The sequence below is a fragment of the Larkinella sp. C7 genome, assembly GCF_006149005.1.
Classification (GTDB): domain Bacteria; phylum Bacteroidota; class Bacteroidia; order Cytophagales; family Spirosomataceae; genus Larkinella.
Map to the genome: position 1 here is coordinate 421,336 of NZ_VBSL01000005.1, position 21,032 is coordinate 442,367.

Annotated in this window: 20 protein-coding genes; 14 read left to right on the forward strand and 6 right to left on the reverse strand. The window is 51.1% G+C overall.

Annotation, left to right across the window (positions count from 1 at the left end; translation table 11 throughout):
* Window positions 1-7 precede the first annotated feature (7 nt).
* From FH871_RS15335 to FH871_RS15350, 4 genes are all read left to right on the forward strand, one after another.
* Window positions 8-460 (forward strand): hypothetical protein, encoded by a 453-nt coding sequence (locus FH871_RS15335; RefSeq protein ID WP_138992292.1) that lies wholly within the window; start codon window positions 8-10, stop codon window positions 458-460.
* A gap of 33 nt (window positions 461-493) precedes the next feature.
* A complete protein-coding gene (locus FH871_RS15340) occupies window positions 494-994 on the forward strand; it encodes a hypothetical protein (RefSeq protein ID WP_138992293.1) in 501 nt (166 codons plus the stop codon).
* Between the two features lie 54 nt (window positions 995-1,048).
* Complete coding sequence (locus tag FH871_RS15345; protein WP_138992294.1) at window positions 1,049-1,468, forward strand: hypothetical protein; 420 nt, start codon at window positions 1,049-1,051, stop codon at window positions 1,466-1,468.
* Window positions 1,469-1,801: 333 nt separating this feature from the next.
* Window positions 1,802-2,008 carry a hypothetical protein gene (locus FH871_RS15350; protein ID WP_138992295.1) on the forward strand — a complete coding sequence of 69 codons (207 nt, stop codon included), beginning with the start codon at window positions 1,802-1,804 and terminating at the stop codon, window positions 2,006-2,008.
* Window positions 2,009-2,042: 34 nt separating this feature from the next.
* Here the strand turns inward: FH871_RS15350 and bla are convergent, their stop codons facing one another.
* Entirely contained in the window at window positions 2,043-2,801 is a 759-nt protein-coding gene (gene bla, locus FH871_RS15355; RefSeq protein WP_138992296.1) for a subclass B1 metallo-beta-lactamase, read from the reverse strand.
* A gap of 131 nt (window positions 2,802-2,932) precedes the next feature.
* On the opposite strand from bla, the gene FH871_RS15360 reads away from it, so the two are divergent.
* From FH871_RS15360 to FH871_RS15385, 6 genes are all read left to right on the forward strand, one after another.
* Window positions 2,933-3,865 carry a M20/M25/M40 family metallo-hydrolase gene (locus FH871_RS15360; protein WP_138992297.1) on the forward strand — a complete coding sequence of 311 codons (933 nt, stop codon included), beginning with the start codon at window positions 2,933-2,935 and terminating at the stop codon, window positions 3,863-3,865.
* 107 nt (window positions 3,866-3,972) lie between these two features.
* Window positions 3,973-5,847: a serine hydrolase gene (locus FH871_RS15365; RefSeq protein WP_171062855.1), complete on the forward strand. Its 1,875-nt coding sequence runs from the start codon at window positions 3,973-3,975 to the stop codon at window positions 5,845-5,847.
* A gap of 153 nt (window positions 5,848-6,000) precedes the next feature.
* On the forward strand, window positions 6,001-7,011 hold the full coding sequence (locus FH871_RS15370; RefSeq protein WP_138992299.1) for an aldo/keto reductase: 1,011 nt from the start codon (window positions 6,001-6,003) through the stop codon (window positions 7,009-7,011).
* Between the two features lie 71 nt (window positions 7,012-7,082).
* Window positions 7,083-8,003 (forward strand): AraC family transcriptional regulator, encoded by a 921-nt coding sequence (locus tag FH871_RS15375; protein ID WP_138992300.1) that lies wholly within the window; start codon window positions 7,083-7,085, stop codon window positions 8,001-8,003.
* Window positions 8,004-8,467: 464 nt separating this feature from the next.
* Window positions 8,468-11,101 carry a CotH kinase family protein gene (locus tag FH871_RS15380; RefSeq protein WP_138992301.1) on the forward strand — a complete coding sequence of 878 codons (2,634 nt, stop codon included), beginning with the start codon at window positions 8,468-8,470 and terminating at the stop codon, window positions 11,099-11,101.
* Window positions 11,102-11,312: 211 nt separating this feature from the next.
* Window positions 11,313-12,251, forward strand: coding sequence for a glycerophosphodiester phosphodiesterase family protein (locus FH871_RS15385; protein WP_138992302.1), 939 nt, complete (start codon window positions 11,313-11,315; stop codon window positions 12,249-12,251).
* 23 nt (window positions 12,252-12,274) lie between these two features.
* Here FH871_RS15385 and FH871_RS15390 read toward each other — a convergent pair whose 3' ends face one another.
* The 3 genes from FH871_RS15390 to FH871_RS15400 all read right to left on the reverse strand — a co-directional run bounded on the left by FH871_RS15390 (window position 12,275) and on the right by FH871_RS15400 (window position 14,340).
* The gene (locus tag FH871_RS15390; RefSeq protein WP_138992303.1) at window positions 12,275-12,787 is read right to left on the reverse strand and encodes a hypothetical protein; all 513 of its coding nucleotides are present in this window, start codon (window positions 12,785-12,787) and stop codon (window positions 12,275-12,277) included.
* Window positions 12,788-13,182: 395 nt separating this feature from the next.
* Window positions 13,183-13,533 carry a transmembrane 220 family protein gene (locus tag FH871_RS15395; protein ID WP_138992304.1) on the reverse strand — a complete coding sequence of 117 codons (351 nt, stop codon included), beginning with the start codon at window positions 13,531-13,533 and terminating at the stop codon, window positions 13,183-13,185.
* Window positions 13,534-13,566: 33 nt separating this feature from the next.
* Window positions 13,567-14,340 (reverse strand): tetratricopeptide repeat protein, encoded by a 774-nt coding sequence (locus FH871_RS15400; RefSeq protein WP_229317316.1) that lies wholly within the window; start codon window positions 14,338-14,340, stop codon window positions 13,567-13,569.
* Window positions 14,341-14,663: 323 nt separating this feature from the next.
* On the opposite strand from FH871_RS15400, the gene fsa reads away from it, so the two are divergent.
* Both fsa and FH871_RS15410 read left to right on the forward strand, forming a co-directional pair.
* Window positions 14,664-15,323, forward strand: coding sequence for a fructose-6-phosphate aldolase (fsa, locus tag FH871_RS15405; protein WP_114407802.1), 660 nt, complete (start codon window positions 14,664-14,666; stop codon window positions 15,321-15,323).
* Window positions 15,324-15,424: 101 nt separating this feature from the next.
* Entirely contained in the window at window positions 15,425-16,105 is a 681-nt protein-coding gene (locus FH871_RS15410) for a cell division ATP-binding protein FtsE (protein ID WP_114407801.1), read from the forward strand.
* 108 nt (window positions 16,106-16,213) lie between these two features.
* Here the strand turns inward: FH871_RS15410 and FH871_RS15415 are convergent, their stop codons facing one another.
* Both FH871_RS15415 and kdsB read right to left on the reverse strand, forming a co-directional pair.
* Window positions 16,214-17,770, reverse strand: a complete 1,557-nt coding sequence (locus tag FH871_RS15415) for a bifunctional response regulator/alkaline phosphatase family protein (protein ID WP_138992306.1) — start codon at window positions 17,768-17,770, stop codon at window positions 16,214-16,216.
* 460 nt (window positions 17,771-18,230) lie between these two features.
* Window positions 18,231-18,959, reverse strand: a complete 729-nt coding sequence (kdsB, locus tag FH871_RS15420) for a 3-deoxy-manno-octulosonate cytidylyltransferase (protein WP_138992307.1) — start codon at window positions 18,957-18,959, stop codon at window positions 18,231-18,233.
* Between the two features lie 94 nt (window positions 18,960-19,053).
* On the opposite strand from kdsB, the gene FH871_RS15425 reads away from it, so the two are divergent.
* Both FH871_RS15425 and FH871_RS15430 read left to right on the forward strand, forming a co-directional pair.
* The gene (locus FH871_RS15425) at window positions 19,054-19,917 is read left to right on the forward strand and encodes a DUF4905 domain-containing protein (RefSeq protein WP_171062856.1); all 864 of its coding nucleotides are present in this window, start codon (window positions 19,054-19,056) and stop codon (window positions 19,915-19,917) included.
* Window positions 19,914-20,981 (forward strand): LysM peptidoglycan-binding domain-containing protein, encoded by a 1,068-nt coding sequence (locus tag FH871_RS15430; RefSeq protein WP_229317317.1) that lies wholly within the window; start codon window positions 19,914-19,916, stop codon window positions 20,979-20,981. Before FH871_RS15425 ends, FH871_RS15430 begins: the two co-directional genes overlap by 4 nt.
* The last annotated feature ends 51 nt before the right edge of the window (window positions 20,982-21,032 follow it).

Here is a 21,032-nt window from a genome sequence, read left to right on the forward strand (position 1 = left end):
CACGATCATGAAAACGCTCCTTCTGTTCCTCCTGGTAACGCTGACTTTTACGGCCTGCAAAAAAGACGGTGACGAAGTCGCACCCGCCAAACCGGCGGAAGCCGTGGCGGGTACGTATAACCTGACATCGTTCTATTACGTGTCGGGCGACGACCGCATTAATCTGCCGACGCTGCCCTATACCCAGAACGGCCAGACCGTATCCGGCACCGCCAGCCTGACGCCCCAAACCACCGACGATCAGGTGACGCTCCGATTGACCCTAAAAATAACGGGCAGCGACGATCAGTCCATCGAGCTGAAAAACATCACCGTGCAGCAAAACGGGTCGGGCTATAACCTTACCGCAGGTAACCAGACCATTGCCAGTGCCGACGGCAAAAAAATGAACCTGGCGATCTCCGAAACCGATCCGACCACGAAGGAAACGTCGGAACTCAGGTTCACGGCCGAAAAATAACATCACTTTTTCCACCCATTTAATGAGCTGATTATGTGCAAGAAACTCGCATTTATCCTCAGTACGGCCTTCCTGATGCTGCTGAGTAGCTATTGTGTGCAGGCCCAGAAAGCCTTTGAGCAGGGCCGGATCGTTGGCACTGCCGGTTTGCTCCTGAAAAGCAATGCCACCCCGGTTACGGTAGCCGTTGAATATGGCGTTACGGATGAGATTGGGATCGCCGGTAAAGTGGTTTATCAATCAAACAAGGGCTACAGTGCCTATTCGATTGGCGTGCTGGGCAACTACCATCTGGCCAAAGCTTTTTCGGTTACGGGCAATAAACTCGACCCTTTCCTGGGCATTCACATCGGCAAACCCTTTTCGTCGCGGGATGGGCGAACGGACTCCGGAAACGTTTTTGCCGGTGCCCAACTCGGTGCCCGGTATCTGGTCAATGAACGGATTGGCCCGTATGCGCAGCTCAATCTGGGACTCGTCAATTCCGCCGGTTCTAGCTTCGAACTCGGTGCCGCCTTCAAATTCGGGAGGTAAAGCGGCCTGGACCGTTCATTTTGTATCTCCCCGTCAACTCAAAACGCTATGGCTATGAAAATCTGGATTAGTTTTTTGCTCCTCGTTTCCTCACTGGCTCTGGCTCAGTCCGAAGAACCGCTCAAAAAGGGAAATACCGTTTATGTCGAATCGTTGTCGAAAAACGAAAACAGCCAGGAAACGCTGAAAGCCTTTGTCGATCAGCTTCAGGAATGGGGCCACTGGAAAGTAGCCGCCAATAAATCCTCAGCCGATTTCATCATCAAGTTAAACCTCGAAGCCAGCAGAGGCATCCGGGTTACATCCTGGGGAGGCACTTCGATGGCCTGTAGCGCCCGGTTTTACGATAAATCCGATGCGCTGCTCTGGGAAACAGACACCTACAGAGCCAGTCCCAACGGCACCAACGGGTTTAACGCCAAAAGAGCAGCGGCTCGTAAACTGGTGAATGCCATCGAAAAAAAATACCGGTAAGACCGTAAGACCGTCTTTCGAAAACCAGTAAATGCTTGACTACGCACTTACTTTTAGTGCCTAAAAAACCGGCCTGCTCCAGGTCGGTTTTTTCTATGCCAGACCCAACTTTTCCGCGCTGCTCACATCGGTTCAAACGCACAAATCATTTGTATTTTCCGTAGTTAAACCGGTCATTTTGCGATCTAAATGTGTACTTATTTTGTTATCTAGACGTATCCCAATTCATGCGATTAATTGAACCCGAGCGGCTTTTTCCGGCGGCAGGTTTTCACGGTTTCATGATGGGGCTGACACGGTTTTACGCTTCTATTTACCACAACAACAGATACCATGAAAAAGCGCATTGAACTTGAGTTAACGGCAAACGAAGCGCAGATGCTGGCCTTCCTGCTGCACACGGTTACCGACCAGTTCCACGCCAGTAAAGTCCTGCGTGACCGGGCCAAAATCAGTCTGAAAGATTTACGAACTGCCGAAACCGTGCGGAGAAAGCTGACGCACTCAATAAAATCGGAACCGTACCGGGAAAATCTTTGACGGCATTCGTTAAAACCGCCTGACTCTTGAACTTTCAACGTTTGGAAGCCGCGTGTTTTTCCAGCAACCGCAGCGTGTGGTCCAGTGATTTGGGATCGCTCCAGTCTTCATGGCCCGGTACAACGATCTTCGCCGTTCCAAATTGCGCCATTACACGCCGGATCGAATTCGGCCATTCTTTCAGGTTGGCGTCGCCGACGTAGCCCATGCCGAAAGCCGCTACGCTTTTGACAAAACAACCACCGTGCAGAATCTGCTGGTTGGGGAGCCAGACCACAATGTTGTCACTTGTATGCCCTTCGCCTGGAAAATAACACCGAATTGGTTCCTGACCGATCGTGAAGGTCGTATCATTTGGGAGGATGGCTTCGGGCGCTTCGTATCCTTCCTTTACCGATTTTTGGGCTGTCAGCGGGGTGCCCACTACCCGAATACCGGCTTTTCGCAATTCACCGACACCGCCCACCCGGTCGCCGTGGGCGTGGGTGACGATGCAGAGCCGGACGGGCTGGTGCAGGTTGTCCTTTACCCATTGCAGCACTTGTTGGGTGTTGCCGGTATTTTCCCGGGTATCCCACCCTGTATCCACCAATACGACGCCGTCTTTTGTTTTGATAATGAGTCCATTGGAGGGGACGGCGTCATTTTGATACATCCCATACGTGGTGTGAACCAGAACCTGGTCATTGAGGGGCGTCACCACCAGTTTGGGCAGTACGTTTTTTTTTGACGATTGCGCCTGTGCGAAACCGTGCAGAAAGATGGCGAAAACAAATGCCGTCAGAATACGCATGAAGAAGAAATTGCTGATGAGTAAATACCCCGAATTGGTAAAGCAAAATTGCAAAAAATGTTTCCCATCTCATAGCTAGCAGACACAGAAATCCGACTCCAAAGCCACCAAAATGCGTTACTTTTGCGGGTATGAACTACCGCTTACTTGCTCTTTTGCTTTTCCTGACGATTCCGTTGCGGGCGCAGGAGCCCTCGGCCGACCGAATTCACAAACACATCAAAAAACTGGCTTCCGACCGGATGAAGGGCCGGGGTACCGGCAGTCGTGAAAATGCCAAAGCTGCGGCCTACATCGCCCGGCATTTCCGGAAATACGGTCTGAAACCGCTGGGCGAAGACGGTTTTTACCAACCTTTTACGGCCAAAGTCCGGCGCGTGGTGGTGCCCGACAGCCTCCGCAAAGCCGCCAATGTGATTGGATTTCTGGACAACGGCGCGGAGCATACCATTGTGATCGGTGCCCATTACGACCACCTAGGTTTGGGCGATCAGGGCAGTTCGCTGGACCCCAAACCGCAGGGACAGATTCACAACGGCGCCGACGACAATGCCTCGGGCGTGGCCGGTTTGCTGGAACTGGCGCAGTATTACGCCAAAAATTCAGTAAAAGAACCGTACAATTTTCTGTTCATGGCATTCGGCGCGGAAGAACTGGGGTTGCTGGGTTCCCGCCATTTTCTGAACCACCCCACCCTGCCGCTGGACCGGATGAATTTCATGATTTGTATGGACATGATTGGCCGGTATAACCCGGAACGCGGCATCGGCATCGGGGGCTACGGAACCGCCGACGCCTGGCCGACGGTTTTCAAAGACGTCACCGCCGGGGTGAAATTCTTCACCGACCGGGCCGGCAACGGTGGTTCCGATAATGCGGCTTTTTACGCCAAAAAAATTCCCGTGCTGTTTTTCCATACCGGCGGGCATCCGGATTACCACAAACCGGGTGACGATCCCGAGAAAATCGACGCCAAAGCCGAGGAGGAAATTCTGCGGCTGGAAATCAGGCTGATCGACAACGCTATGAAGCTGCCGAAGATGACATTTACCCCGGTTCAGTAAGCCGCCAGTCAACGATTTTAACCGGGTAGAGTAATGCCGGAAGCAAAGCTACTTTCTATTGAAAATACGCTATGGACAGCGTTGGCCCACGTAGAAAGACCTCCGGCATGAACCTCCCCCAACAAATTCGTTACACGGTTTTCTTTTTTTGCATTCTTTTCGTTCCTCTGACTGGAAGAAGCCAGGAGAAACCGAAGTCCCCCAAAACGATTCCAGAACTTCAACGGGCGATTGAAAACGTACTGAAAGAAACCGGAACTCCGGCGGTCGGGGTGGCTTTGGTCAAGGGAGACAGTACGGTTTGGGTGGCCGGTTTGGGAAAAGCCAATCTGGAGAAAAACACGAAGGCTACGGCTACGACGCTGTTCCGCATTGGTTCGGTGTCGAAAATGTTCGTTTCGCTGGCCGTTCTGAAGCTCCAGGAAGAAGGCCGGATTCATCTGAAAGACAAAGTCAGGGACTTAGCCCCCGAAATTGCCTACGTCAACCCCTGGGAAAAAACCGCTCCGATTCTCGTGGAGCACCTGCTGGAACACACCACGGGCTGGGACGATATGCACCTGGCGGATTACGCCCTCAACGATCCTTCCCTTACGCTGAAACAGGGACTCGATTTTCTGCCCGGCACACGGACATCCCGCTGGATGCCGGGCACACGGATGGCCTACAGCAATTCGGGTCCGCCGGTGGCCGCCTACATCATCGAAAAACGGACGGGCCAGCGTTTTGAAGACTACATACAGACCCATTTTTTTCAACCGCTGGGCATGACAACGGCGACGTATTTTGCGTCGGCGCTTTACCAGCAACGGGGGGCCACCCTCTACGTGAACAACAATCCCCAGCCGTATTGGAACATCAGCGTTCGTCCGTCGGGGGCCATTAATGCGTCACCGACGGATATGGCCCGGATGCTCCTTTTTTTTGTCAATCGGGGTCGGGTTGGTGATCGGCAACTCGTGGGTGAAACCTCCCTGAAACGCATGGAAACCCCCACCACCACCACCGGCGCCCGGGCGGGTCTGGACTACGGATACGGTTTGGCCAACTATTCGACCCCGTATAAGCAGTTTGTATACCGATCCCACGCAGGCGGGGTGAACGGCGGACTGACGGATTTTTCGTATCTCCCGACCCACCGGGTGGGCTATGCCATTATGATCAATGCCGCGAACGGAAATGCCCTTTCCCAGATTGGGAACCTGATCCGGAGTTTTCAGACGGCCCCTTTTCCGACCGATTCGACCCGCACAAAGCCGGTGAAACAAAAGCTCGAGGATGCGATTTCGGGCTATTATGTTCCGATCAATCCGCGGGTGCAAAAGATGTATTTTCAACAGCGGATTGTGGACGTAAAGCGCCTTTGGCGGAACGGAAATTTTCTTTTTAGCCGAAACCTGTTCGGGGGCGGTTTAGAAACCCACGTCGCCGTGACCGACCGCCGGTATGCCTCGCCCGAAACCGGGAAAATCAGTGTGGTGCAGGTACAGGACCCGCTGGCGGGGGAAGTCGTTCACGTGGGCAGTCTGGCTCTGCTGCGGATTTCACCGGTTCTGGCATATGGTCAATACCTGCTCAGCATCCTCTGGATCTTGTATCTGCTGGGTTCGGTGATTTTCGGCAGCGTCTGGTTGATCCGATACTGGAAGACCAGGCGGGGCCGTACGGAGACGCGCAACGTTATTCTGTGGCCTTTTCTGACGAGTCTGCTTTTTCTGTTGACCACGATTCTGGGCATCATCGGCGGGCAGGATCCGATGGAAAGGCTGGGAAAGCCAGGGCTTATATCGGTTTCCGCGCTGGTATTGTCCATTCTTTTTGCCCTGGCGGCCGTCTGGTCCGTCATCAGGCTGATCCAGGAACGGAAAGCCAGCGTGAGCAGAACCGTTTACTGGCACATGGTCGTGCTATCGGTTCTCCATGTCATGGCCACCGGTTATCTAACGTGGTTTGGAGCCATTGGCGTACCAACCTGGCAATAACGCAAATCCGTCAGGCAGAAATAACAGAATGAAATACGTTCGATCCGTTTCCCCATTTCGGATACAACATCAAGAGATCTGGTTACTTTTTTGGATCTGAACTGCCGCACCTTTGCAGCGTCAAGAGTTGACTCCGATTTAACAAGAAAACTTATGAGCAGTATTCAAAAAACGAAATTAGGCAGTCAGGGACTGGTCGTTCCCAAAATTGGATTGGGTTGCATGGGCATGAGCCAAATTGCGGGCATGGATATTTACGGAAAAGCCGACGAAGCCGAATCCATTGCCACCATTCACCGCTCGCTCGAACTGGGCGGTAATTTTCTGGATACGGCTGATTTATACGGCCCACTCGCCAACGAACGACTCGTGGCCAAAGCCATCCGGGGAAACCGGGATCAGTATGTGATTGCCACCAAGTTCGGCTACGAGATCGACGACAACGAACAATTGACCTGGCGCATCAACGGCCAGCGTGACTATGTCAGGAAAGCCGTCGAGCGTTCGCTGAAAAACCTGGGAACCGATTTCATCGACCTGTACTACCTCCACCGCCTGGACCCCAGCACGCCAGTTGAAGAAACCGTGGGGGCTATGGCCGAACTGGTTAAGGAAGGGAAAGTTGGGTACATCGGCCTGTCGGAAGTGGGTTCGGAAACCATTCGGAAGGCCCACAACGTTCATCCCCTGACGGCGGTCCAGACCGAATACTCTCTGTTTGAGCGCAGTGTGGAAGAAGACGGTATTCTGGCGACGATTCAGGAACTGGGCATCGGTTTTGTGGCCTATTCACCCCTGGGCCGGGGTTTTATTTCCGGCGAAGTGAAAAGCCCGGATGATTTTCCGGCCAATGATTTCCGGCGAAGCATTCCCCGTTTTCAGGGCGAGCAGTTTTACAAGAACCTGGAACTGGTCGATGCGATTCACGAACTGGCCGCAGAAAAAGAAATTACGCCGTCGCAACTGGCCATTGCGTGGGTAATTGCCAAAGGCTTTTTACCGATTCCGGGGACCAAACGCGTGAAATACGTGGAGCAGAATCTGGCGGCTACCGGCATCTCGCTCAGCACCGACGAACTGGCTCGTCTGGAAGCCATCATTCCGCTGGGCACCTCGACCGGCGACCGGTATGACGCCAGCGGAATGGCGATGGTTAACTTATAAAAAAGTAGGAAAGCAACCCGGAAAAGCATTTTTTGGCGATGCTTTTCCGGGTCTTCAAAATCAAAACCTGCATGAAAAAGAACGCCAGTTCTCCCTATTTTATCCAGTCAATCGCTGATTTACACCGGATTCTGGAGTTACCCAAACCGGAACATCCGCTGGTGAGCGTAATTAATTTCGAAGAAATAACATGCTATACGGATGAAAGCATGAGAAGCCTTATTTACAATTTTTACTCGATCTGCATCAAAAAAGGATTTAAAGGAAAATTAAAATATGGTCAGAACTATTATGATTTCGACGAAGGCATCATGACTTTCTTCTCACCCGGGCAAGTCATTACCACGGATATCACGGATGAGCTGGCGCTTTCGGGTTGGTGGCTGGTGGTGCATTCCGATTACATCCGGAATTACCAGTTGGCAAAATCCATCCGGAATTACGGTTTTTTCTCATATGCCGCGAATGAAGCCCTGCATCTTTCCGAAAAGGAAGAAGCAATGGCCACCACCATAATGAAGAATATTGAACAGGAATATCGTTCGAATATTGACTCCTACAGTCAGGATGTTATCGTTTCGCACATCGAATTATTGCTCAATTATTCAAACCGGTTCTACAACCGGCAGTTCATCACCCGCAAAGCTGCCAACAGCGATTTGCTGATCAAGCTGGAAGCGCTGTTAGTGGATTACTTTTCCGGCGAGAAGGTGCGGCAACTGGGGCTGCCAACGGTCCATTACATTTCGGAACAACTCGCCATTTCGCCCAACTACTTAAGCGACCTCCTGCGCAACCTGACGGGCCAGAGCACCCAGCAGCACATCCACAACAAACTAATCGAAAAAGCACAGGAAATCTTGACGACCACTTCCCTCTCGGTGAGCGAAATTGCGTATCAACTCGGTTTTGAATACCCGCAGTCGTTTAGCAAACTGTTCAAGAATAAAACGAATCTCTCTCCGCTCGAATTCCGGCATACGTTCAATTAGATTCCCGAAGTAGTACGGCATTGCCGGAGCAAATCGTAACCAAACCAACCTACGAAATGCCGTTCATTCATGCTTTCTACCCCTACATTTTATCCTATAGCAACCCTATTTAAAATTGTTTGTAAGGACAAAAGACACAACGCTGTACTCGTACAAGATATCTGTTTGTACAATCGGAATAATCATGCCGTTTGATAACTTAACCTGCGTTACCCTTTTTAAATAATGCAGTTCATTGTTGCCCTGTCGCGCAATTTAATCAGACGGCTAAAGCTTTTTGGTATTCACCGGTAATCCATCTCCGCCCCTGTTAAAGAATCAATGTACCATCCTATAAATAAATTCTATATTTGTAGTAGTATATGATGCAGAAATAGCACTTATTCCGTTTAAGAAGCCTATTTAGCCGTTATATAGCTTCCAATCCTTTTTATATCAGCGTTTACTTAAATTTTTCTCGCGTTATGAAGCAAACTTTTACCGCTATTAAATCCCTCTATTCGTGTTTTTTGGGAATATTCCTGCTGATTTCCTGCCTGGAAACCACGGTTGTATACGCACAGTCCATTAGTGTAGAGCCTGAGAGTTATCAGGTGGATAAATCAAGAAAGCTCATCGTCTGCAATCGAATTCCGACCATTCCATCCGGTCAACCGGCACGTCCGAAAATCATCTTCGATAAGGAGTATACTTTTTCAGAAGCGACTGCGGCCTTTGAAAAGGGCAAGGCCTACAAGATTAACAGCAACGGAGCCATTTTTACCCTGTTCTTCACTGGCTTGCCGATCCTGAATGTTAAAACCGTTAACAGTAAGGCCATTAACGAAAAGGAAGACGATGTTCGTACCCCGGGAACCATTACGCTTTCTACGGCTGACAAGCCACTGGTGACGTCTTACATGGGCATTCGGGTGCGGGGTAATTTCTCAAGAGGCTACCCGAAGAAAGGGTATAATATGGAATTATGGAATGATATAAAAGGGGATGAAAGTCGGGATGTTAGTCTGGACGGATTGCGCGAAGACAGTGATTATTATCTCCTGGCCATGTACGGTGAATCCATGCGACTCCAAAATGCAACGGCGCATTCACTCTGGCTTAAAACACATACACTGCCCTATATCGCCAAGGAACCCGAAGCCATTGGCGGAATCCGATACCGGTATACCGATGTATTCATCAACGGTTCTTATAACGGGGTTTATCTGCTGACCGAAAAGGAAGACCGGAAGCAATTAAAACTCAAGAAAATCACCGACGACGGCGAAGTTCGGGGCGAACTCTACAAGACTAATCCGGGAAGCGCAACTAAATATACCGGACCTTTGCCAGGCTACGATCCCAACGCCGGCCTGAGTTGGGGTGGTTTTGAAATCGATTATCCGAAACAGTCATTCTGGTTTAACCTCTATGATTTTGTGAACTTTATCGTTAATTCTTCCAATCAGAATTTTAAAGCCGGAATTTTCAGTCGGGTGGAAATGACCAGTCTGATCGACAATTTCGTTTTCATTAACGCCATCCGCGCTGCGGATAACATGTCGAACAATCAGGTACTGGCGAAATACAAAGAAGGGGAAAAATATTTTTTCCTTCCGTGGGATTTAGATGCGTCGTTTGGATACGATTTTACGGGAAACAAAGAATACCATACGAACGATATTATGACCAACGGGCTTTATAACCGGCTCCTGTCGCTGGACCCCGATGGATTTAAATCCAAACTCCGGAAACGCTGGTTTGAGCTGAGAGGCACCATCTACAGCCTGGAAAGTATCAAACAGGAATTGCGGACTCATTATAACCTGCTCCAGCATGAAGGTGCCTACGCCCGCGAAACCCTGCGGTGGCCCGATCGACTGGCGTTGGCCGACTTCTCCTACATCGACCCCTGGCTCGAGAAACGCCTGGCTTATCTGGACAAATACATCGGGGCTTTTCCGTCCGACGCACCCGCTCCCTTCGTAGTCACCTTGACATCGTTTACGGGCGTCATCGATGGAGCGCAAAAAAAACTGGACTGGACCACCAGCAAAGAGCAGAACTCCCGCCGGTTTGAAGTTGAATTCAGTACCAATGGCAGTTCCTACAGCAAAGTGGGTGAAGTGGCGGCCGCCGGTACCAGCGACGGCACCCAAAACTACAGTTTCACGCATTCGAATGCCTCCTCACCTGCGTACTATCGCCTGAAAATGATCAGTACGAGTGAAACCTCGCAGTACAGTAGCGTGGTTCAGATTACGGCACCGGGCGGTTGTACGCCACCGGCGGCCCCCGCCGTCAATGCCAGTTCTACCACGGCGACATCCGGCCAAAGTGTGCAACTGACGGCTACCGGGTGTGCTTATACGGTGGTCTGGAGCAATAACCAAACCGGATCGCCGATTACCGTGAACCCGGCCATAACGACCAGTTATACCGCCAAATGCCAAAAGGAAGCCGGTTGCGAAAGCGGTTCCTCGGCTGCCGTTACGGTTACCATCAATAACCCAACGACCGTAACCGGCAATTTTGAAGGATTCCTGGATAAGGTCGAATGCGGAACGATGCGGGGGTGGGTCTGGGACCGGAACAAACCGAACACCCCGCTGACGGTCGAGTTTCTGGAGGGCAACACCTCCCTGGGAACGGTACTGGCCGATATTTACCGCGAGGACATCAAAGCCGCCGGTAAAGGTGACGGTCGGCACGTCTATAGCTTTCCGACGCCCGAGTCCCTGAAAGACAACCGGACCCACACCATTTCGGCGCGGGTGCTGGGCAGTACCTATACACTGAAACAGGCACCCAAAGTGCTCGGGCCCTGTGCACCCGGTGCCCGCCTGAGTGCCTCGTTCGAGGACGAATCCGACATCCGCATTTCGGTCGCACCGAATCCGACGAGCGGTGAATTTGAGGTGAGCTTCTATACCGCCACCTGGCAGCAGTCGACCATATCGGTTGTTGATTTACTGGGTCGCAACTGGTTTACGAGTACCCTGGAAGGCAGCGGAATCCAGAAACAAAAAGTACGTTTATCCGGTGCCACCGGGCTGTATATGGTTCAGGTTCAACAGGGGAAGGACGTTCGCACGAAAAGTCTGGTTCTTCAGCAATAAGCGGTTTTTAGTCCATCCACCGAGGGCCTGTCAGGAGTTGTTCCGGGCAGGCCCTCGGTATGTGTAAATCTCCCTAGTTTTAAAATGGCCCTTAAACAGGATAAACTCCGTCATTTTTAGCCAAATTGCGGTTCAAAAACCCACATAGGCGGCAGGTATGCTTACCCGTGTAACCTGTTACCGTTGCATGACTGTTCATTCGCTGATTTGTATGTTTAAAACAATCCCTTTTCTGGCTTTCTTTTTCTACCCGTATCTCGTCCAGGCACAGCAACCTTTGCACATCCTGGCGATCAAAACGCCCAAAGAATTACACAGTTTTTTCCGGTGGACGGGCCAGGATCGGCCGATCATCAGTGGCCACCGGGGCGGCATGGTAAAAGGCTTTCCGGAAAATTCGATGGCGACGTTCGAGAACACCCTGAAACACACCCCGGCTTTTTTCGAGATCGATCCGCGGCTGACCAAAGACAGCGTGATTGTGCTGATGCACGACGCCACGCTGGAACGAACCACCACCGGAACCGGGAAAGTGGGCGACTATACGTGGAATGAACTGAAGAAATTGCGGCTGAAAGATGCGGAGGGCAACGTAACTGAACACCGGATCCCGACGCTGGCCGAAGCCATTGACTGGGCGCGGGGAAAAACGATTCTGAATCTGGACAAAAAAGATGTGCCGTTTCGGATGATTGCCGCAGTCATCAAAGAACTCAAAGCCGATGCCTTCGTGATGCTCACCGTTCACAACGCCGAAGAAGCCTTGTATTACTACAAAGGAAACAAAAACCAGATGTTTTCGGCTTTTGTGAAAACGCCCCAGGCCATGAAGGACTACGAAAAAGCCGGGATTCCGTTTTCGCAGATGATCGCCTACATTGGTCCGGATGTCAAACCCGAGAACAAGGAAATGTACCGTTTGCTGAACGCGAAAGGTGTCATGTGCATGATCTCGGCGGCCCCCACCTACGACAAACTGAAAACACCCGACGAACGGGCAGCCGCTTACCGGGCGGTTTTCAACGACGGTGCCAGCATTCTGGAATCCGATCTGCCGATTGAAACCGCCGACGCCATTCAGTCGATGGTTCCCGCCAAAAGTGCGAAGAGCGTTTATTTTAAAAAAGCCGTGGTCAGTGACCGGTTCTGACAGGATATACCGGGTTGGCGGGTTTATCGGATGTTGTATTTCTTTTTATCCTCGGCGCTCAGTGGAGGAACCAGTGTTCCGTGATCGAGTTCGTAGAGAAGGTTTCGATAGATGCGGGCAGTTTTGCCATCCGGGTTGACGGGCGGTTTTCGATTCTGCTGGCCAAATGCCTCAAAAATAAGCTTCACCTGCGCCAACGTCGAACACCCATTTAGAACCAGCAAATTCAAACTGGAACATTGGCTTAATAGCCTGGACATGCCATTGACGTTGGTGGATTCTTCCTCGGTGACTAAATAATCTTTAGCCGCATGGCCACTATACAACAGGATCAGCAGATTATCCCGGTCGGATGGCGTCGTTAGAATGGAAAGTAACTGGGGTCTGGAAACAAACGATTCCCGGATGATTCGAAACGGCTGAGTGGCTGCCCGGGTTTGCAGGCAGGCATGTACCTTTTCGTCCTCTTCTTTCAGGCTCGGAAATGGATAGACCCGATCATTAGCGTAGCTGATTACGACTACCGACTGCGCCATAGGGTTGAAAAATAAAAGGAGGTTCAGGAATTATGTCGTAGGAAACCCAACGGATTTAGAATACACTAAACTAGGAATTTATTAGAACTAAATCCCTTACTATCAATATTTTATATTATTGAATGAGCTAGTTTACGGACGAAGAACATTCGAGTTGGTCAAGCGGTTTTTCAACCATTTACAGGTTTTGATTACGCCAAAAAAAGCATCGACATTGCAATGTCGATGCTTTTTTCAACTACAAATTATTTCTATCACACCTTCTGATTCCAAACCCGAACTGCAACAAATTATGGGGATTTGCCGACAATTGGGGACTTTTGAATTTATTCTGCCACAGCAAAACGAGGTGGTTTAGCGTAACAAACCGCAATGGCCCGCAGGCGCTAGTTATTTCAAGCCCTTACGCCCCTCCGCGTCAACCCCGCCAGCAGCAGCATGGCCACACCACAGATTGCCAGACCGCCGGATTCGCGGGCCAGTTCGACGTTGAGCGTTTTCATGCCCATTTCGTCCAATAAAAACCCTTCAAATTGTGGGGGCCACCAGTAAATGGCCGAAACCAGGTAAATGGCACCGGCCGCCAGGTAAAACCACAGGCGCCCGGCGGTTCCGAGCGCCATAAAACTGGCAATGGCAGCAAATCCATAAATGGGAACCCACACCTGTGGGTCGGGGTCGTTGTACTGAAAAGCCGCAAAGAGGGTAAACAACAGACCAAACGTGATGGCAAGAATCTTCCGCATGGGTTTAGGAGGTATAAAAGTGTAAAAAATCTTTTATTGACAGTATTCGGTCAGATACGCCTGGGCTTCGGTATAGCCCAGTTGTTTGGCCTGTTTCAGACTCAGACATCCATTTTCGCGCTGGTTCATCATGACCTGGGTCACGCCAAGGGCGTTGAACGCTTTGCCAAATTTAGCGTCCAGTTGCACAGTTTTCGTAAAATCATTCAGGGCTTCGGGGTATTCTTCCTGCTGAAACCGGATGTTTCCCCGGTTGAAGTACGCCAGCGAATTTTTCGCATCCCGTTGGATGGCCTGGTTGAAGTCCGACAAAGCCGATACCAGATTCCCGCTGTTGGCAAACAATTGACCCCGGTCGAGGTAAATGTCGGAGGAATCCGGGGCCCGGCGGATGGCTTCGGCGTAATCTTTCAAAGCCGAGTCGGTTTCGCCCCGGGCGGTTTTCAGCTTCGCCCGGTTGTAATACGGTTTATAAAAGTCGGGTTTCAACTGAATGGCCTGTTCATAATCCAGCAGGGCATTTTCGAAGTCTTTCAACTCAAAATACGCAACGCCCCGGCTGTTGAAGGCTTCGTAATTATTCGCATCGGCATCGATCGCCTGATTCAGCGGCTGAATGGCTTCGCGAAATTTGCCCTGCTGCATCAAGGCCCGGGCTTCCGTTAGTTTGCCTTCCGACGACGTGCAGGATTGTAGTATGAGCAGGCAATAGACAACAAGGCCCATCCCGAGCGTTCTGCCGCTCTTTCCTGAGATTCTTTCGAGCGGGTAACGGCCTTGAAGGGTATTTAAAACGGTCTTTATCATAGGATCAGCGTGAAATTGCTACAAAAGTAGCCAGTGGCTTTTATTTTCCTGCATAAATTACTAATTTTGCACCCGGCAAACAGGCACTACCAGCTCCTGCTGAATCCCCCAGGTCTTGACAGAAGCAAGGGTAGGCGGTCGTAGCGGTGAGATGTCGGTTTGCCTTTTTTTGTTTTCCAACATTCTGAACGCGGCCCAATCGCTTCAGTGCCTGATTCACTCAACGGAAAATGAAAAATCCGATCGTCTGATTGAACGATTATCTTTATTATTGAACGCATTCTAATCACTCATATCATCTCTTTTCTTTCAGTTTAGACTCTATGAAATTTTTCATCGATACCGCCAATTTAAACGATATTCGCGAAGCGCAGGATCTGGGCATTTTAGATGGTGTGACCACCAACCCATCCCTGATGGCGAAGGAAGGCATCACCGGCAAAAACAGTGTCATGCAGCATTACAAAGCCATCTGTGACATTGTCGATGGCGACGTAAGCGCCGAAGTAATCGCGACTACGTTTAACGAAATGATTGCTGAAGGCGAAGAACTGGCCGAAATCGATGATAAAATTGTCGTGAAAGTACCGATGATCAAGGAAGGCATCAAAGCCATCAACTACTTCACGGAAAAGGGCATCAAAACCAATTGTACACTGATTTTTTCGGCGGGACAAGCCCTGCTGGCAGCCAAGGCGGGTGCCACGTATGTGTCTCCCTTCATTGGTCGTTTGGACGACATTTCGGTCGATGGGGTTGCGCTGATCGAACAAATTGCCCTGATTTACCGCAATTATGGCTACGGCACGCAGATTCTGGCGGCTTCCGTTCGGCACCCGATGCACATCATCCAGTGTGCCGAAGTGGGCGCCGATGTGATGACCGGGCCGCTGAGTGTCATCAACGCCCTCTTCAGCCATCCCCTGACGGACATTGGTCTGGCCAAGTTCCTGGCTGATCACAAGAAAGCAGCAACAAAATAAGTATGAATGATGAATTATAAACGATGCTAGCTAACGTCCGTTTCACATAGGCGTCCCTGTAACGTTCATCATTCCTCATTCCTCATTCATAATTGAAAACCATGTTCTCTACCGAACCCGTTCTGTCTCTGAATCAGGCTGATATCTACCAGGGAGGTCGGATTGTCCTGGCTGATGTGACGTTTGACGTCAACAAAGGGGATTTTGTGTTTTTAATTGGCCGAACGGGTAGCGGCAAAAGCTCGCTGCTCAAAACGCTGTATGCTGACCTTTGGCTGCAAGCGGGTACCGGCCGCGTGGCTGGTTTTGGCCTCGAAAAATTAAAACCGAAGGATGTTCCGTATCTGCGCCGGAAAATTGGCATCGTCTTCCAGGACTTTCAGCTTTTCATGGACCGCAACATCGAGGAAAACCTGCGGTTCGTGCTCAAGGCCACCGGGTGGACAGATCAGACCAAGATGAAAAACCGCATTTCCGAGGTGTTGATGCAGGTGGGTCTGGGAACTCTGCAAAAGAAAATGCCCCACCAGCTTTCAGGAGGGGAACAGCAACGGGTGGTGGTAGCCCGCGCCATGCTTAACGAACCCATGATTTTGATTGCCGATGAACCGACCGGAAACCTGGATCCGGCCGTTGGCGAACAAATCATGAATGTTTTCCAAACCATCAACAATTCCGGTACCGCCATCCTGATGGCCACCCACAACTACGACTTCCTCCGTAAATATCCCGCCCGGGTGTTGCGGGTCGAGGATGGAAAGGTGATTGAGCAGGGACTTTAATAAAATATCGAATAATGAATGGCGCATATTGAATAACAAAGTAAACCGGATGCGATCGATTTCGTTATTCAATATGCGCCATTCATTATTCGATATTATCCTGCATCATCACTTCGGTTTCAGATACACAAACGGAATGATCATTTCTTCCAGCGAGACTCCCCCGTGCTGGAATGTATCCCGGTAATAATTGACGTAATAATTGTAGTTGTTCGGATACGCAAAGAAGTAATCTTCCAGCGTAAAGACATAGGCCGTGGAGACGTGAATCCGGGGCAGGAAGAAGTTTTCCGGTTTGCGGCAAACGAACAGGTGGTTGTCGTCGAAACCCAGATTCTTGCCCTGTTTGTAGCGCAGGTTGGTGTTCGTATCCCGGTAGCCCACAATCTTGGCCGGTTTCTGCACCCGGATCATGCCGTGGTCGGTGGTAATAATCAGTCGGCCATTCTTTTCCGAAATCTTCCGAACCAGTTCCAGCAAAGGCGAGTGGCTGAACCACGACCGCGTAATCGAGCGGTAAGCCGCTTCATCGGGGGCCAGTTCCTTGATCATCGCCATGTCCGTCCGGGCGTGCGACAGCATATCCACGAAGTTGTAGACGATCACGTTCAGATCGTTCTGCATCAGGTTGCTGAAGTTATCGACCAGGTGTTTTCCCTGGTTGATGTTCAGAATCTTGTGGTACGAAAACTTGATATTGAGTCGGCTGCTATCGATCTGGCGTTTCAGAAACTGGTCTTCGTTGTTGTTCAAACCGGCTTCTTCATTATCGTCGTTCACCCACAAATCGGGATGTTTTTTCTCCATTTCGCTCGGCATCATCCCCGAGAAAATGGCGTTCCGGGCAAAAGCCGTGGTGGTCGGCAAAATGGAATAATAGGATGATTCTTCTTCCACCGTAAAATATTCGGACAGAATCGGCTCGATCACTTTCCACTGGTCGTAGCGCAGGTTGTCGATCAGCACGAAGAAAAGCGGGTTGTTCTGCTCGATCAAAGGAAACACTTTCTTCCGCATCAACTGGTGCGACATCACCGGTTTGTCGCCTTTGGGTTCATTCAGCCAGTCTTCGTAATTGTTCATTACGAACTTGCAAAACGTCGCATTGGCCTCACTTTTCTGCATGTTGAAAACTTCGCCCATGCTTTTATCCTGCGCGCCATCCAATTCCAGTTCCCAGAAAATGAGCTTCTTATAAATATCGACCCAGTCTTCGAAATCGACGCGGTCGTTGTACAGATTCGACAAATTCCGGAAGTCCTGCTGGTAGCTCTGGTTGGTTTTTTCGGTCACCAGGCGTTTGTTATCGAGGATTTTTTTAACCGACAGCAGAATCTGGTTGGGGTTGAGCGGTTTGATGAGGTAATCGGCGATTTTGGCCCCGATTGCCCCTTCCATGATGTGCTCTTCTTCGCTCTTCGTAATCATCACAACCGGCAGATTGGGCCGCATTTGTTTGATTTGCTGGAGCGTTTCCAAGCCTGTCATGCCCGGCATCATTTCGTCCAGAAAAACGAGATCGAAGTTTTCCTGATCCACTTTTTCGAGTGCATCGGCTCCGCTGTTCACGGGCGTAATGGTATATCCTTTGTTGTTCAAAAAAAGAATATGGGGTTTCAATAAGTCAATTTCGTCATCGGCCCAGAGGATGGAATAATTTTGCATGATACGGTTTTCTGTGTGGTTAGATTGAATTGTTTACTCTAGTTCAACTTGGTAACGACCGAAACTGTTCAGGTGGTTCGATTTTAACAGTCTTTAACACCCGTCCCAGGAAGTGATCGGCATCGTCCTGAGGGCAAGTTACCTTTTTCAGCTTACCTTTTTGAAAAAGAGCTGTTTTCTCTGCGGCTGTGTTCGAAACAGACAATGAGCAAGATCTGATTTTTCGAAGTAAACCGGCAGATGAGCTTATCCCTAGGGATTGAACAGCGAAGCGTCACTTATCCCGTAGGGATTAAACAGCGAAGCGTCGGTAGCAACAAGACGAATCATCTTTCCTGCGTGCCGTGAGGTACGCGACTGCCGGACAAATTGTTGCGAACCTCACAGCTCGCGGTCTTTGGCAAAAACCGATCTTCTCCCGACGCTGCGCTGTTTAATACCGGGTGTTCCAGTACTTTTGCTAATGCACCAATCGCTCCAGGTCCTCCGGCGTGTCGATCCCGTAGCTGTCCAGTTCCGTTACGACGCAACGAATCCGGTAGCCGTTTTCGAGCCAGCGGAGTTGTTCGAGGGCTTCGGCTTTTTCCAGCAGCGAGGGCGGCAACTGCGTAATCTGGCCCAGAATATCGGCCCGGTAGGCGTAAATGCCGATGTGTTTGTAAAAGATATGGTGTTGCAGCCACGCTTCCAACGGCCAGCCGCGCAGGTACGGAAGCGTCTGGCGACTGAAATACAGGGCTTCCCCCCGGCTGTTCAGCACCACTTTCGGCGTACTCGGATTAAACAGCACTTCCGGATCGTCGATCCGCTTCACCAGCGTGGCCAGTTCCGTCTGTCCATCCAGCACCGAAGCCAGCAGATCAATCTGCTCGGGTTTGATAAAAGGTTCATCACCCTGTATATTAATCACATAATCGAACGTCTCCCCGACGGCCCGCATCGCTTCGTAACAACGGTCGGTTCCGCTCTGGTGATTCTCGGAGGTCATGATGACCTCTCCGCCAAACGCGCGAACCGGCCCCGCAATGGCTTCATGGTCGGTCGCAATCACTACCCGGCTGAGGGAGGTCGCCTTTTGGGACTGCTCCATCACGCGTTGAATCATGGTTTTTCCACCAATATCCGCCAGGGCTTTGGCCGGGAAACGGCTGGAGGCATAACGAGCCGGGATAATTCCGAGGATGTTCATTCGTCGATTTTCGGTATTTTTGGCGCAAGATACGCGGAACTCGGTTTACACGGGAAAAAATGGCGTGTTGATTCTGGCCCGATCTCAATTCCGAATGACCAACGCAAGCCCCAATCCGTTGCCTATTGCTTTCCAACTACAGTTTTCGGACCCGGTTTGGCGGCTGGTTTTTGAACAGGTCGATACAAGTCCGGGCCTGGTTGTTGCCGAATTGCGAAACCGGGATTCGCAGACACTGACCTTCGCAACGGTGTCATTACCGCATGGAAAGGTGGTGTACGAAACGGTCCCCCAGTTGCCGTTTCATTCCTCCCTGATTGGCATCTGGAAGGGTCAGGCGCTCTACCACCGCTTCGATAACAACCGGTTACCGGTTCCGACAGCCCTGGGAAACGTTGACCTGAAAACCGGTCAGCCGCGCTGGGAATGGCCCCAACACGTTTTGACCGGAGCCGATGCCGAACGGGTTTGGGCGCAACGAGCTTCGCTGACCGACCTGACCACCTCACCCGTTGTAGCGTTTCGGCTGGCCGATGGTGAACCGGTTGTAACCGCTGAAAATCCACCGGTTTTTAACAATTCCCGCTTGTCTTTTCCCGTTTCTTACACGACGGCCAGCACCTGGTGGCCGGTTGTCGACCGGTATATAAAAAAACAGACGCAGCAGGAGCCGATTGGCCCGGTCGAGTATTTGGAAATTGGCGATAAACTTATTTTTTCGTATTATTATCGTGAAACAAACGATCAGCTACACGCATCCGTGTTGATCACCGACCGTCTACGAACGATCTGGTTATACCAGAAAACCGGCCAGGACCCTGAAACCGCCCGGCCGCTCTCCGAATTAAACGTCCAGCCGTTGGTCGGAAACGGCTCTTTCTGCGTCTGGCAAAACCAGATCATCATTCAAACTACTTCAACTTGTCTTACGAGTTATTATTTGAAACCAATGCCATGAAGCGACTGATGCCGCTGTTACTAGCTGGCTGGCTGACCAGTATCATTACCCAGGCCCACCCTGTTCTGCCGGATTCTCTCGGGATGGAGAAGAAAGACGGTAAATTGTACGTTCTGCACCGGGTCGAACAGGGGCAAACGCTGTATTCGCTCGTTCGGAAATACAACACCACCGTTCAGGCCATCAAAGACGCGAATCCGGGCCTTGCCGATGGCGTCCGCTACGATCAGGTGGTGCGTGTTCCAGCCGGCAATCTGTCGCGGAAAGAAGAAAAGGCCGTTACCAAAGCCATCAAAAAAGAGGAAAAAGAATCGCTGGAACGCGAGGAGCGCCAAGTGAAACAGGAAACCGTTCGGGAAGCCAACAGCGGTATCCACCAGGTGGAACCGGGGCAAACCTTGTACAGCCTGGCATCGCGCTACGGGGTCTCGATGGAGGAGGTTCGCAAATGGAACAACCTTTCGTCCGACCACATCGTGAGTGGTCAGGCGCTGATTGTCTCGGAAAAAGCGTGGCGCGTTCGGGAACCGCTGGCCAAACCCGTCGCCGTGGCCCCCACACACCGGTCTGACTCCTCGACCGAAGTTTCGCGGACCTCCCGCAACGACTCGCCCAAAACCGAACGGCCGGCGGCTCCCCCACGCACGGTTCCAACGCCCCCCCGGGAAGAACCCAGCCGACCCGCAGAAAGCGAACGCCCAGCCGCCGAACCCACCAGCCCGGCCCCTTCAGAACCCCGCATCATTCGCCCCGGCGATTCGGGCCCGCTTCCAAACCCCGGTGGCAACACGCGTCGCATTTCCGAAATCGGGATGGCCGAAATCATCGAAAACTCCGGCAACTCGAACAAGTACCTGGCCTTGCACCGCTCCGCCCCCATCGGTACGCTGGTTCTGGTGCGAAACGACATGAATCAGCAGTCGATCTGGGTGAAAATAATCGGCCGCCTGCCCGACACCAGCGTCAATGACAAAGTGATCGTGAAAGTTTCGGCACGGGCCTTCGAGAAACTTTCTCCCGCCGATCGACGTTTTCGTGCTGAGGTCAGTTACTTAGTACCTTAAGAATGTGTATTGAAAACCGAAGCCATTGACACTTCGTTATTCGGTATTTAT